Annotated in this window: 12 protein-coding genes; 4 read left to right on the top strand and 8 right to left on the bottom strand. The window is 63.8% G+C overall.

Annotated elements, in window-relative coordinates; all coding sequences use genetic code 11:
* Positions 1-77 precede the first annotated feature (77 nt).
* Positions 78-1523, bottom strand: coding sequence for an aldehyde dehydrogenase family protein (locus tag D8W71_RS11885; RefSeq protein ID WP_121119023.1), 1446 nt, complete (start codon positions 1521-1523; stop codon positions 78-80).
* Positions 1524-1761: 238 nt separating this feature from the next.
* Here D8W71_RS11885 and D8W71_RS11880 point away from each other — a divergent pair, with 238 nt between their 5' ends.
* The 4 genes from D8W71_RS11880 (at position 1762) to D8W71_RS11865 (ending at position 7434) form a co-directional block, all read left to right on the top strand.
* Positions 1762-2661, top strand: a complete 900-nt coding sequence (locus D8W71_RS11880) for an IclR family transcriptional regulator (RefSeq protein ID WP_121113725.1) — start codon at positions 1762-1764, stop codon at positions 2659-2661.
* Positions 2662-2823: 162 nt separating this feature from the next.
* The gene (locus D8W71_RS11875; RefSeq protein WP_121113722.1) at positions 2824-4365 is read left to right on the top strand and encodes an AMP-binding protein; all 1542 of its coding nucleotides are present in this window, start codon (positions 2824-2826) and stop codon (positions 4363-4365) included.
* 10 nt (positions 4366-4375) lie between these two features.
* Positions 4376-6661, top strand: coding sequence for a CaiB/BaiF CoA-transferase family protein (locus tag D8W71_RS11870; protein WP_161965457.1), 2286 nt, complete (start codon positions 4376-4378; stop codon positions 6659-6661).
* The gene (locus tag D8W71_RS11865; protein ID WP_121113718.1) at positions 6658-7434 is read left to right on the top strand and encodes an enoyl-CoA hydratase/isomerase family protein; all 777 of its coding nucleotides are present in this window, start codon (positions 6658-6660) and stop codon (positions 7432-7434) included. Before D8W71_RS11870 ends, D8W71_RS11865 begins: the two co-directional genes overlap by 4 nt.
* 9 nt (positions 7435-7443) lie before the next feature.
* Here D8W71_RS11865 and D8W71_RS11860 read toward each other — a convergent pair whose 3' ends face one another.
* From D8W71_RS11860 to D8W71_RS11835, 7 genes are read right to left on the bottom strand one after another with little or no spacing between them, the layout of a single operon-like run.
* Positions 7444-8169 (bottom strand): IclR family transcriptional regulator, encoded by a 726-nt coding sequence (locus tag D8W71_RS11860; RefSeq protein WP_161965456.1) that lies wholly within the window; start codon positions 8167-8169, stop codon positions 7444-7446.
* A 28-nt stretch (positions 8170-8197) separates the two neighbouring features.
* Positions 8198-9517 (bottom strand): M20 family metallopeptidase, encoded by a 1320-nt coding sequence (locus tag D8W71_RS11855; RefSeq protein ID WP_121113714.1) that lies wholly within the window; start codon positions 9515-9517, stop codon positions 8198-8200.
* Between the two features lie 5 nt (positions 9518-9522).
* Positions 9523-10509: a quinone oxidoreductase family protein gene (locus tag D8W71_RS11850; RefSeq protein ID WP_236077848.1), complete on the bottom strand. Its 987-nt coding sequence runs from the start codon at positions 10507-10509 to the stop codon at positions 9523-9525.
* Positions 10506-11381, bottom strand: a complete 876-nt coding sequence (locus tag D8W71_RS11845) for an alpha/beta fold hydrolase (protein WP_121113712.1) — start codon at positions 11379-11381, stop codon at positions 10506-10508. The genes D8W71_RS11850 and D8W71_RS11845 overlap by 4 nt, the downstream gene beginning before the upstream one ends.
* A gap of 30 nt (positions 11382-11411) precedes the next feature.
* Positions 11412-11555, bottom strand: a complete 144-nt coding sequence (locus D8W71_RS27360; RefSeq protein ID WP_153275372.1) for a hypothetical protein — start codon at positions 11553-11555, stop codon at positions 11412-11414.
* A gap of 22 nt (positions 11556-11577) precedes the next feature.
* Entirely contained in the window at positions 11578-12474 is an 897-nt protein-coding gene (locus D8W71_RS11840) for an alpha/beta fold hydrolase (protein WP_121113710.1), read from the bottom strand.
* Positions 12471-13424, bottom strand: coding sequence for a catechol 1,2-dioxygenase (locus tag D8W71_RS11835; protein WP_121113709.1), 954 nt, complete (start codon positions 13422-13424; stop codon positions 12471-12473). Before D8W71_RS11835 ends, D8W71_RS11840 begins: the two co-directional genes overlap by 4 nt.
* Positions 13425-13433: the final 9 nt, after the last annotated feature.

Raw genomic sequence — 13433 nt, 5'->3', positions numbered from 1 at the left:
TTTCCGCGCATGTGGCGAAGCCGCTCACTCACGGCGATGGACGAAGTTCAGCCCACCGCCGTGCGGACTCGGCCCTGCTAGGCGAGGTTGATGAACGTCGTCTTGACTTCGGTGTAGGCATCGATCGAATGGGAACCGAATTCACGGCCCCAGCCACTCATCCCGAAACCACCCCAGGGTGATGCCGGGTCGAGCAGCGGCAGCTGATTGACGAATACGGTGCCGAAGCGCAACCTGGGCGGGAGTGTGAGAGCGGAGTCGAGTGCTTTCGTCCACACCACCGCAGCCAACCCGTAGTCGGTGTCGTTCGCCCGGGCGATGACCTCGTCCTCGTCGTCGTACGCCATGACCGACAGCACCGGCCCGAAAATTTCATCACGGGCGATGGTCATGTCGTCGCGCACTCCGGCGAACACCGTTGGCTTGTAGAAGAAACCATCGGCCAGATCTCCCTGGACGCGGCTTCCGCCCGTCACCAACTCGGCCCCTTGCGACTGGCCGGATTCCACGTAGGAATGCACTCGATCGAGATGTTCCTGGGATACCAACGGACCGATCACGGTCGACGGATCCGATCCGAGACCGATCTGCAAAGCATCGGCCGCCGCGGCGATCTTGGAGGTGAACTCCTCCGCACGCGAGCTGTGCACGAAGAACCTGGTGTAGGCGCCACAGGCCTGACCTGTGTTGAATACCGCACCCTGCAGATTGCCGGCGACGGCAGCATCGATGTCGGCATCGGCAGCGATGATGCTGGGGGCTTTCCCACCGAGTTCGAGCGATACTCGCTTCAGATTTCCAGCCGAGGCTCGAACGATGTGCTGCCCGGTCTCGGTCGAGCCGGTGAACGACACCTTGTCGACATTGCGATGAGCAACCAACGCTTTTCCGACTTCGGGTCCTCCGGTCAACAGGTTGACCACCCCTGCCGGCACTCCCGCTTCGAGGCACAATTCGACCAGCTTCATGGTCGACAGCGGCGTCTGTTCGGCAGGTTTGAGAACCACCGCATTGCCCGTGGCCAACGCCGGTGCCAACTTCCACGCGGCAATGGCCAACGGGAAGTTCCACGGTGTGATCAGCGCACAGACCCCGACCGGCACGCGCTGCTGGAAACTGAGGTTCCCGGGAATGGACACGGGAGATACGGTGCCCTCGATCTTGGTTGCATAACCCGCGTAGTACCGGAAGACCTGAGCGGTCAGCGGTAGGTTGACGCCGACACTCATAAAGGTCGGCTGCCCCTGGTCGGCGGTCTCGAGTGCTGCGATTTCCTCGGCGTCTCGCTCGATCAAGTCAGCGATCTTCCATAGAAGCCGCCCTCGTGCGTCCGGGCTCATACCCTGCCAGGCGTTGGATTCGAACCCCGCACGTGCCGCTGCCACCGCAGCGTCGACGTCCGAGATCGTGGCTTCGGCGAACCGTCCGATCACCTGGTTCGTAGCTGGATCCACGGTCTCGCCGGTACGGCCGTCGGAGGCATCGACCCACTCGTTTGCGATGAGCAATTGCGTGTTGTGCATGTGTTTCCTCAACATCTCGTTCGGCGAGCGCCATATTGGACTTCGACGGTCCAATGTGCCAGCCGTAAGCCGACCCCGTATCGAAGTGTTTCGGTGACCGAACCGACCCCGAACGTTCCATGCGTCGTAAACAGCGCGTTGCAATCTGCTCACCGGGCTGGACATTGTTATCCATCTGGATAATGATGGTAGTTGTGACAGGGCGCACACCCGTCACCCGTAAGCGCAGGAGGCAACCATGTCCGTGTTGGCACACCCGTTCGACGACCTGGATGAGGACTCGTCGCTGGCCCCGCCGAACTCAGTGCTCGGAAAAGCCTTCTCGATACTCTCGGCCTTCGACGGCGACAGTGATTCCCTGCGCCTCGTCGATCTCTGTCAGCGCAGTGGGGTGCCCAAGCCGTCGGTCTACCGGTTGGCACAAGAGTTGGTCGCTCTCGGTTTGCTCGAGCGTGTCGGTCACGAGTACCGAATCGGATTCAGCGTCTTCGCCCTGAGTCAACGTGCGGGGAGCACATCGCTGCTTCGGCGAGTGGGCAGGCCGGTCCTCGTCGATCTGGTCGCGTCGACGCGCGGGACCGCACACCTGGCAATCCTCAAAGGCACGCATACCTGTTACCTGGAGAAGCTGGGCGGAACACGGAGTGTGCACTCGCTCTCTCGTGTCGGCGGCCGTCTTCCACTGACGTGCACTGCGTCGGGAAAGCTGCTTCTCGCTATGGCTCCCGACCCCAACCGACTTCTCGAGCAGCTGATGGACAGCGACTTCCCACGGCTGACCGCACAGAGCGCGCGAAACATGCAAGCCGTTCGCCGCGAGCTGGTGTCGATTCGCACTCAGCGCCTGGCCACCGAGCGCGAAGAGGCTTTGGTCGGATACAAGAGCTTCGCCGTGCCCATCTACGATTCCGGCGACAACGCCATCGCGGCGCTGTCGCTGACAGTGCCGGTGGACCACACCGGTGACGCCGCATTGATCAACGCACTGCGGCTCGCATCGCACGGAATCACCGTTCAGCACACTCGCGCGGCAATGAGCACGCCCGGCGTCGTTGCGGCACAACGACTGGCGGAGCCCGTATCGCTCAACGGACCCGATTCGTTCGTCGAACGTCGTTCAGCTGCGAGGCTGGAGTAGTTCTGCCACAACGGCAGTGACGCCGCAGTCCGTCGAGTGAGGTAAATCCATGCCAATCGCCACCAGAGTCGCCGTTATCGAATCTGGGAACATCGGAACCGATGTGATGACGAAGATCGGACGCTCTCTCGGTCTGGTGGCCGAAGGCGAAGCACAGCCGGCGTGATTACCCCGACCTCGTGGGCCGAGGCGCTCGAGCTTCGTGCGCACGCCGATGCCGACGGTGAAGTAATCCGTCGCGTCGGCGGTCCGAGCATCAGCGCCGGTCGGCTGCTCGAAGATGCGCTGACCATGGCCGGCTCGATGTCCACCGTCGTCGGCGCCGGCACCGTCGTCGCGACCGCGTGCTCATCCGGACCCGCCGCCGCGATACTCACCACTGCGATCTCGTGGCTCGGAGCAATCGAACTGCCGATCCCCACGGCTCTGGATCCCGGCGTTGCTCGTCAACTGATGGATGCGGGCAGTGTTGTGCTCACTGTCGCGTCACCGGCACGGTTGGCCGCGGAGCCACATCTGATTCAGCTCGGTGAGTCGATCGGCGTCTCCACCATGACTGTCGACGGCCGCTGGCAGGGCTTGGCTGCGGTGACCGACCGTACCGGGCCCCGACCGGCCCGTTTTCGGACGTCCGTGGGCGACCCGGCGGCGATCATGGTGACATCGGGTACCGGAGGGCGCCCGAAAGGCGCACTCCTGTGCAATGGCGTCGGTATCGGTCAGGCCCAACGTGTCTGCCGCGCCATGGCGTACGACACCGACGATGTTCTGCTGAACGTTTTTCCCTGGCAACACGTCAATGCCCGGCATGCAGCGTTCCTCCCCGCGGTGATGTCCGGAGCCCGGCTGGTCGTCGACGACTTCTCCGCACGACGGTTCTGGCGCACCGCCAGAGAAGAGCACATCACCGCCTTCAACTTCATGGGTGCGGTCTGCGCCATACTGCTTCGCTCCCCCGCCACTGAAGACGATCGCGCACATACGATTTCGCGAGCCTACGGTGGGCCTGCTCCGGACTGGATGTTCCACAGCGTCGCCGAGCGTTTCGGTGTAGAACTACGGCAGGCATATGCATCGACCGAGCTCGGTGATGTCGCCACGACCGGTGCGGAACCTCTTCCGGGAGCGGCCGGTCGAGTCGTCGACGACTATCGAGTACGCGTGGTGGGAAACGACGGACGCACAGTCGACGGCGGAACCGCCGGCTCGCTCGAGGTACAACCACGTCGTGAAAATCTGACGTTCACCGAGTACATCGGAGAACCCGAGATCACCCGCAACGCCTGGCGTGACGGTTGGTTCGTCACCGGTGACCGCGGCCGGTTGGTCGATGGATGGCTCTACTACGAGGGGCGAACCGCAGACACGATCAGGCGCCGGGGATTGACTGTCGATGCCGAACGAGTGGAGTGGGTGGCGTCCGGCCACCCGGACGTTGCCCACGCTGCTGCTGTCGGCGTGCCGTCCGAGCTGACCGAGGACGAGGTTCTGCTCGCCGTCGTCCCCCGCCACGGACGACACATCTGCCCGCGCGATCTTCTCCGATATTGCGCCCAGGAATTGCCGCGCCACGAGGTTCCCCGGTACGTCAACGTGGAGACCGCCTTGCCGACCACGGCCAGTAAGAAACTCAACCGGCGCGCACTACGCGATCGGGGTATACCAACCTCCGCGTTCGATGCCGAAGCGCACCAACAAGATTAGGAGCTTCCACTTGTCCGTTCCTGCGATTCGCGTCCTGGACCTCACCGATCGGCTCGGCTATCAGGCCGCGCGTGTGTTCGTCGGCCTCGGTGCCGACGTGGTACGGGTAGCCCTGCACGAAAATTCGGATTCCGCGGCAGATCAGTTGCACTGGCACGCCGGAAAGAAGGTCGTACGCCATTCGGGCAGCGTCTCGGACGCCACGTTGATCGAACTGATCACCGAGGCTGACGTAGTACTCGAGTCCGGCCCGGTGCCGGGGCTTCGGACCCTAGCTCTGCGCGACACGCATCCGTCGCTGTGGACTGGGATCGTGCACACGGTGATCACACCGTTCGGAACTTCGGGACCACGACGAGAGTGGCTGGGCGACGACACCGTGATCACCGCAGCAGGCGGGATGGCGTGGCTGTGCGGCGATGCCGGGCAGGCCCCCGAGCCACCGCCGCGCGAGCAGGGTACCCAGCTCGCCGGCACCCACGGTGCCATCGGAGCACTCCTCGCCCTCATTGCCCGACGTCGAACGAACACAGGTCAATTGGTCGAAATCTCCGCTCAGGAAGCTGTCGCCGCCACACTGGAGATCGGTGCCATCTCGTGGATACACGGCCAGACGATTCCCGGACGCACATCCGGCATCTACGGTCATGTTGCCCACCGAGTGTTCCGGGCGTCCGACGGATTCCTCGCCGGCGGGTACTCCGGATCCCCTCGCATGTGGACGGACCTCCTGGCCTGGATGGTCGAAGAGGGCGAGGCCGAGGATCTGGCCGATGAACGCTGGCAGGACAACGATATTCGGTGGCGCGAGCGAGCACACGTGGATGCAGTGGTGTCCCGCTTCACCGGTCGACGTTCGGCCAGAACGTTCGCCGAGGAGGCCCGCCGCCGAGCATTGCCGTGGGCAGAAGTGGCGAACGGCCAGGCGCTACTGGACAATCCGCAGCTGCGAGATCGACAGTTCTTCGTACACAGTGGAACCAAAGGCAACTACCAGGACGTCGGCTTCGGCTGGGAGTCACCCGCGCTGCCGAGACCCGTACGCCTCGACGAACCCCGTGAAGTCGCGGCAAACGAAGTTTGGACGGTTCCACGATCGAACCCGAGCGCCGACGCCGCCGAGGAGCATCGGGGGCGCGCAGAGGCCAACGGAGTGAGCACCACTGGCGCACTGAACGGTGTCCGCGTTCTCGATCTGACCTGGGTTCTGGCCGGCCCATACGTCACTAAGACATTCGCCGAACATGGTGCCGACATTCTCAAGGTCGAGTCGTACCACCGAAAGGATCCGACCCGCTTCTCGCCGGGGATGAGACTGCGCCCCGACGCCGGGTTCGACGACGGTGGCTACTTCCTCAACTTCAATCGCAACAAGAGAAGCATTGCGTTGAATCTGAAGACCGAAGCAGGCCAGGAGCTCCTGCGTCGGCTTGCCGCTGATGTCGACGTCGTCGTCGAGAATTTCAGCCCGGGCGTCCTTGCACGATGGGGGCTCGACTACGAACAACTCCGCAAGATCAACCCCCGCGTCGTGTTGGTGTCCATGGCCGGGACCGGCCAGACGGGACCGTGGCGCGATGCCGTGACCTTCGCCGACACCCTCGCAGCGATGTCCGGACTGACTGCAGAGACAGCACGGCCCGATCGCGATCCACAGGGGCTGACGTTCGGACTCGGCGACATGGTTGCTGCGAATTCAGCTGTCATCGGCGCACTCGAACTGCTGTATCGCGGTGAAGGCGGCCACGTCGACCTGTCGCAGCTCGAAGCGATGGCGTCACACCTGGGCTCCGCGGCACTCGAAAGCCAAATGGCAGAGGTAGTTCCGACCGATGCTGCCGCACGAATCCTGAAGTGTCTCGGTGAAGACCGATGGATAGCCGTCGGGGGCGGTACTACTCCCGACACACTGCGCGAGGCGCTCACTGCGATCGGGATAGACGCCGGGCACGATCCGTCGGACGCTCTCACTCGTGCAGCCGCGACGATGGACGCCGACGCGCTCGCGGAGCGCCTGCAGGGCCAGGGAATCGCCGCATATCCCGTACGTGACGGTCGCGAGCTGGTGGACACGGACGCACAGCTGCGGGCCCGCAATTTCTACCCCACCCTCGACCACCCCCTTGCCGGATCCGTTGCGCACGAGGGACTCGTGGCACACCTGTCCACGACTCCGGGAGCATTGCGCACAGCGGCACCACTTCTGGGCCAACACACGGACGACATCCTCGTCGAACAGCTTGGTCTCACTCCGGACGAGCTGGCCGACCTGCACAACGAAGGAGTTCTTTCATGAGCATCGAACCGACCGGTCACCGCTACGAGCGCGACGGCGACATCGTCACCGTCGTGATCGACCATGGGCCGATCAACATCGTAGATCCGGAACTCATCGAATCGATGATCACCCATCTTCCCACCGTCCTGGACGACCCGACCGTTCGATGCGTGGTAGTTCGCGGCAAGGACCGAATCTTCGTAGGCGGAGCGAATCTGCGCGTCATGCAACGACTCGACCCCGACACCTACCGCGACATGCGCCGGTGGGTCGTGGTGCAACGCCTTCTCGAGTTGGCTCCCAAACCTGTGATCGCAGCGCTGAACGGCCATGCCCTCGGTGGAGGTGCCGAGTTGTCGCTGGCCTGCGACTTACGAATATTGCACGCGAAAGCCTTGTTCGGATTTCCGGAGACCGATCTCGGGATCTTTCCCGGTGCCGGTGGATCGCAGCGTCTTCCCCGATTGGTGGGCGCACATCGGGCCAAGCGATTCATCATCGACGCCACCAAGTTCACCGCAGAGCAAGCTCTGCACGAAGGGTTGGTCGACCTGGTCGCGGGCGAAAACTTCGAGGACGTCGTTGCCCGCGAAGCACGTCGACTCGCCGATCGTCCGACTGCCACAATCGGGTTGGTGAAGTCCGTGATCGATCGCGGCCGACACCTGTCCATCGACGAGGCTATGGAGGTCGAGGAACAGCACGTTCTGGCCAACCTCGAATTGCGCGACGCGGCCGAGGGCATCGGATCGTTTCTCGACAAGCGCGCTGCGCAGTTCGAAGGTCGTTGATCTGTCGAATCAGTTGACCGCGCCGGTAGCAGACACGTTGTCGCTCAGCGACTTCACCAGCGCGGCCAACTGCGGCAGGTCCGCGCGGGCGGCCGACGCGGTCAACGACACTGCCGCCAACAGCAGGCCGGTGGGCCCGAAAATCGGTGCTGCAACCGAGCAGTAACCCGCGGTCATCTCTTCCCGCTCGGATGCGTACCCATCCGAGCGCGCTCGACGAAGTTGTTCGGCCAACATGCCCGGTAGGACGATCGTCGCCGGTGTCACCCGCTCCAGCGGGCCCCTGGCGAGCAGATCGTTGAACAGCTTCGGCTGCCCGAAAGCGAGCAGCACTTTCCCGGTGGCCGTCGAGTGCAACGGAAGCCGCCCCGCGATCCGTGACGGGCGCGCGGAAGTGGGACCGCCGGCGACCTTTTCCAGGTACAGCACTTCGTGCCCGTCGAGCACCGCCAGATGCACTGTCTCATGAGTGCGGTGATGCAGTGTCTCCATGAACGGCCGGACGGCGTCGCGCAGAACCCGCAATCTCGGGACACGGCTACCCAACTCGAAAGCTCGCATCCCGAGGCGATATTCGAGGCCGGACCGCTCCAGCATTCCCCACTCGAGGAGTTCACGGCTCAGCCTGTGGACCGATGCCTTCGATATCTGTGTGCGCTGCGCCAGTTCGGTCAACGTGAGACTGTCGTCGTCGAGTCGAAATGCTTCGAGAATCAACCGAGTCTTCCCCAGCACGGAGTTCGCGACGCTGGGTGTGGCGCAGTCATTCCGTCCGGGCACTGTCGGCTTTCGAAGGGAGAAGGAACACGGTCCGGATCAGAATCTCTGCCAACCGCGCCATCTCCCGGACGTCGACCAGGTTCATGCCGCGCGTGAAGTCGATGCTCGAACCATCCGGCACCGCAGCCACTTTCGGCATCCCGACCCTGGCGGTGGGCACGCCGCGCATGCGTAGAATGTTTGCGTCGGTTGCCCCGCTGTTGTCCATGACGACCTCGTGAGGTGAACCGGACACGGTCTCGAACGCTTCGATAGCCGCCGCGATCACCGGCGAGTCGGGGGACGTGCAGGTCGCAGGAATGGCCGCCACCGCTCGTGCGGACACCTCTACGCCGAGCTGCTCGCTCACACCGGCCAACATGGCGCGCACTTCCCGCAGCACCGTGGCCGGCGTCTGCTGGGTCGTCAGCCTCAGATCGAGCCTGAGCGTCACTGCAGCAGGGGTCGACGCCGCGAGTCGTCGCAGGCCGCCACTGATCGACGAAACCACTCCTTGCGGCGTCATCGTCGCGTATCGGTGGCGCTGTGCGTACCCCTCCAGCCAGTCTTCGAGGGCGATGGCCACGCGGCCGGCCGACGCGACCGCATTGCTGTACGGAATTCGATGGCGGCTGCCGACGTAGGTATGCCGCCCGTGCACGGTCACGTCGATCCACACGAGCCCGACCTCCTCGTGCAGAACCGTCCAACCGGGCTTGGCTATGACGGCGAAGTCGGTGGTGTAGCCGCGCTCGAGCATAAACCCCGCGCCGACCCCGTGACCGGTGTTCGTGCGGTCCGGCGCGCCGACTCCCGACACTGCGAAACTGGGCATTCCGCCGGCTCCGAAGCCTCCCACGACGTCTCCGGGCGGAGCGACGCCGGCTGCGTGCAACGCATGCAGCACAGCCAGCACCACAGCCCCGTGGCCCTTGGGATTACCGGCTCCGAGTCCCTCGACGATGTCGCCCGAGACCACCGACTGCGGTGCAAGATCCGGCCGCCACGACACCGCCGCGCCCGGGATGTCGAGCGAGGGGTCACCGGTGGTGAACGTATCGATCGGGGCGTAGAGCAGAAGGGACGGTCCGTCGCTGCCGGGGATGGTCGCGACGGCGTTCGCCTGGCTCGCGTCGATGCGTTGAACCTCGGCATCGACCCCGGCCGACGCCAGATTCGACGTGATCCACTCGGCCAACGGCGCCTCCCCGCCCGTGGGGCTGGCAATGTCCACCATCGCACGGACGGCAGCGAGCAGACGTTCTCGCGTGAGATGTGCGAGAACGCGCTCGATTGCGTCGTCGGCGGAGTCCCTTCTGCTCATTGTCGTCACTTGGGAATGACCACCGCTCGTCCACGGACCTTTCCTGCGCCGAGCTTGTCGAGCGCGATCCCGGTCTCGTCCAACGTGAAGCTCTCGTAATCGAGCGTCAGATCTCCCGCCGCCAACAGAGCAGCAAGTTCGGGAACTGTGGCACGCGCCGACTCCTCGCGACGAATCATGTTGACCGGCAACAGTGCAACGTCGTCGAGCAGCCAGTTCGACAGCCCGATCGACACGTCGTTGCCGGTGACGTATCCGATCGAAACCGCGCGGCCGCCGGGGCGCACCCAACGGGATCGGACGATGAGATTAGACCCGCCCAGCGTGTCCACCAGCAAGGTGGCCGGGCGTTGCTTCGCCAGTTCGGCGAACTGCTCGTCATCGTCGGCGACCAATGCGGTGGCTCCGTCAGCGACTCGCGAAGCCTGCTCGCGGTCGGCCACGAGGGCCGTCACCTTGGCTCCGTGTCGCAGGGCCAACTGAGTGACCATCGAGCCGACGGCCCCGGCGGCACCGGCCACGATGACGTGTTCCTCGGCCGCGCTGCCGACATCGGGCAACCACGAGCCGAGTCGGCCGACGTCGACGAGTGCAGCGTGGGCGGTCGTCGTCGGTACCCAGAACGTCGCAGCGACCTCGGGCGAGAGACCCTGGGGCACCTCGACCAACGCCTTGTCCTTGACGACGACGTACTCGGCCCAGGTTCCGTTCTTGAACAGTCCCAGGCCGCCGCCGCGCAGTACCACTTTGGTTCCGGGCTCGAAGACGGCCGACTCGACGACGACGCCGCTGCCCTCCACGCCTCCGGTGTAGGGAAGCGTCGGCTTGATACCGAACTCACCACTGGCGACGGTCACATCGAGGTGCGCCACCGATGCGGCCTCGACGCGGACGAGCGCCTCCCCCGGTGCCGGTACGGGTACATCGACGTCTTCGACGACAGGTGCCTGTCCCCACGCGTGCACACGGGCTGCGCGCATCGTTCCACTCATGCGATCGGGTGCTTCTCGAGGAACGCGAGACTGGCCGCGTTGTACTCGTCCGCGTGCTCACGCTGGGGCCAGTGTCCACAGTTGTCGAACAACAGAAGCTCGGATCCGGCGATGTTCTGGTGCATCGCGTTTGCTTCCGGGATGTCCCCGAACGGGTTGTTGCGACCCCAGACGACCAGTGTGGGAACTGTGATCTGGGCGAGGTCCTCGGGTGTGAGGATGTTCCGCAGCCGAGTCTCCATGTTCTGCAACGACAGGAGATTGTCGATACCTGCGACGAAATCAGGCTGGTGGTAGATGGTGTGACGAACCGAGATCAATTCCTCGCTCGCGTTGGCCGGGTCGTGCATGAGCAACTGCATCCGACGGCGTGTGAGCTCCACATCGTCGGTCTCGACGGCCTTTCGCGTGCTCGTGCGAATGCGATCCATGACCTCCGGGTTGGCCACGGTTCCACCGGCTGCGATCATCTGCAGCGAGGCGATGCGTTCGGGATTGTCGATTGCGGTCCTGCCGCCGACCCAGCCTCCCAGTGACTCTCCCCCGATATGCGCCTTGTCGATACCGACGGCATCGAAGTACGCGAGCAAATGATCGCGGTAACGCGGGATTTCGTACGGGTAGTCCGGCTTTCCGGTGTAGCCGTGGCCGAGCATGTCGATTGCGTGAACGGTGTAGCGCTCTGCGTGTGCCTTGATGTTCTGGGCGAACGCTTCCAGGTGACCGCTGGTGCCGTGTAAGAACACGACGTGCTCGGCACCGTTACCGGCCCGAAGCGATCGAGTGGGGATGCCACCTGCGTCGATGGTGCTGACACTGAAGTCCAGCCCCGCCAGTTCAGTCCAAATTGTTCGTGCGAGTTCCTGCGTCACGTTGGATGCTCCTACTCAGTCGATACGGTGCTATTGATTGATGCGATGTACTTGGGTGTTGACGCGAGCCAACGGGTTCGGGATCAGACGCTGGTGGGTGGCCAGGCGACCGCTGAAGTAGCGCAGTGCGCCGAGCGCCGAACCGATGGCAAGCGGTATGTACAGAATCTTCACGACGGTGTCCTCGTTCGCTCGATCAGGGATGTTGGCTGGCAGTGAAGAATCCATTGACCACGGCGTGGTACGCCGCGGGTCGCTCTTCCTGCAGATGGTGCGAGACGTTGTCCATGACATGCAGATTTCCGCGCTTGATCATGCGTGCGAGCATCATCGGATAGTCGGGCGTGAGGAATGCATCCTCGCGGCCCCAGATGAACAAGGTGGGTGCCTCGATCAGGCCCAACTGCTGTGTCAGGTCCTGCCATTCGCCGCGCGGGCTGTCCGACATCGCCGCCAGTGCCGTTTCCTCGGGATCGAGGCTCTGCTGGTAGCGCATGTCCAGGGTCTCCTCGGGGAGACGATCGGCGTCACACCATTCCAGACGAGTGATCAGTGTCCGCATCTTCTCCCGTGTAGGGCCCTCACCGCCGTAGTAGACGTCCCGTGCTGTCCGTCCGCGATGACCGCGCTCGGGGAGTGGGGCCAACGGACCGTAGAACACCGGCATACTGCCGGTGATGACCAGTGAGCGAACACGTTCGGGGTACAGCGCCGCCACGTTCAGCGCGATCGTTCCGCCCCATGAGTTACAGACGAAGTCAGCTTGTTCGATGCCGAGTGCGTCCATCAGCGCCACGGTCTTGGCCGCATGGAAGTCCCACATCGGGCCATTGATCAGGCACTTCTCCGACTGCCCGTATTGCAGGATGTCGACCAGGACACAGCGTCGGTCTGCCTCGAAATACGGTGCGACGGGACCGAAGTCACTCCACGCGGTGCATCCTGGGCCGCCACCGTGCAGGAAGATCGTGTCCTGCCCGGTGCCGATGTCGTAGTAGTGGTAGGTGGCACCGTCCGCTTGGATGAAGCGGCTTTCCGGGGGTGCCGAAGCGGCGGGCGACTTCTCGACCGCAACCGGTGATGCGACAGTCATGAGTTCTTCTCTCCTGGCAAGGATTGGGGTTCGATCACGGCCACGCCCATTCCCGTCAACCATTCGGGCATCGGCGAATACGCAAGAGTCTTGCCCGGCGCGAAGCCGAGAGCAGCAGCCATCATCAGCCACGTTCGTAGCTCTTGGCCACCGTTTCCTGCGTTTTCGGCGATCTGCTCGGATGTCCACTGGGTGTACTTCTGCAGATCGCCGTGTTCGAGGTCGCGCAGAAACTGTTCGTCGAATTCCGGGAATATGGTCGGTTGCGCACCGACGATGATCTCCCGTCGCCGCTTGTCGTATCGCTCCCACTCGCCGCGCCCGTTCAACCAGGCCTCGACCAGGAACTCCTCGTCCTCTCCCTCGGGAGCGGTCCAGTCACTGGGCCAGGGCAGCTGATGTGACAGTCCGCCCGACGCGACGACGACGACACGGCGATCACCGATGCTCTCGATGGCCCGTGCGATATTGCGACCGAGCTCAGCAACGCGAGGAAGTGTCGGCAGGGGCGCAGCAAAGACGTTGACCACCAACGGCACTACCGGAACGTCGATTCCGTCGAGTAGGTACTGGATTGCGTGGGACTGTCCATGGTCGATCTGCAGGCGTGCCGAAATGGCGACCTCGGTGCCGGCATCGACGAGGTGCTGCGCCAACGTACGAGCGAACTCGGGATCGGTCTTCTGCGGCCCCTTCGGTGTTCCGCCGTCACCTGCGGCAATCACCTCGCCGACGCCCATGGTGAACGACGGAATCAGGTCCAGCCAGAAACCCCGGAAGTGATTGGATCCCACCAGAACCACGACGTCCGGACGTGCTTCGACGATGCGGTCGCGGGCCGTCGCCAGTCCGTCCCGAAACGCCTCGGCGCGGTCGGTGTGAACCACCTTGTCCCAGTGGGTGTTCATCAACGTGGAATGAGACGCCCCGATTCCCAGCACGATTGACATGTTTTGCTC

The organism is Rhodococcus sp. P1Y (assembly GCF_003641205.1).
Taxonomy (GTDB): Bacteria; Actinomycetota; Actinomycetes; order Mycobacteriales; family Mycobacteriaceae; genus Rhodococcoides.
This window is presented reverse-complemented; position numbering and strand designations above follow the sequence as displayed.

What these genes read in the sequence shown, in the direction of transcription:
- D8W71_RS11885 (WP_121119023.1), bottom strand. Translation starts at nt 1,523, where the DNA reads ATGCACAACACGCAATTGCTCATCGCAAACGAGTGGGTCGATGCCTCC.
- D8W71_RS11880 (WP_121113725.1), top strand. Translation starts at nt 1,762, where the DNA reads ATGTCCGTGTTGGCACACCCGTTCGACGACCTGGATGAGGACTCGTCG.
- D8W71_RS11865 (WP_121113718.1), top strand. Translation starts at nt 6,658, where the DNA reads ATGAGCATCGAACCGACCGGTCACCGCTACGAGCGCGACGGCGACATC.
- D8W71_RS11855 (WP_121113714.1), bottom strand. Translation starts at nt 9,517, where the DNA reads ATGAGCAGAAGGGACTCCGCCGACGACGCAATCGAGCGCGTTCTCGCA.
- D8W71_RS11850 (WP_236077848.1), bottom strand. Translation starts at nt 10,509, where the DNA reads ATGAGTGGAACGATGCGCGCAGCCCGTGTGCACGCGTGGGGACAGGCA.
- D8W71_RS11840 (WP_121113710.1), bottom strand. Translation starts at nt 12,474, where the DNA reads ATGACTGTCGCATCACCGGTTGCGGTCGAGAAGTCGCCCGCCGCTTCG.
- D8W71_RS11835 (WP_121113709.1), bottom strand. Translation starts at nt 13,424, where the DNA reads ATGTCAATCGTGCTGGGAATCGGGGCGTCTCATTCCACGTTGATGAAC.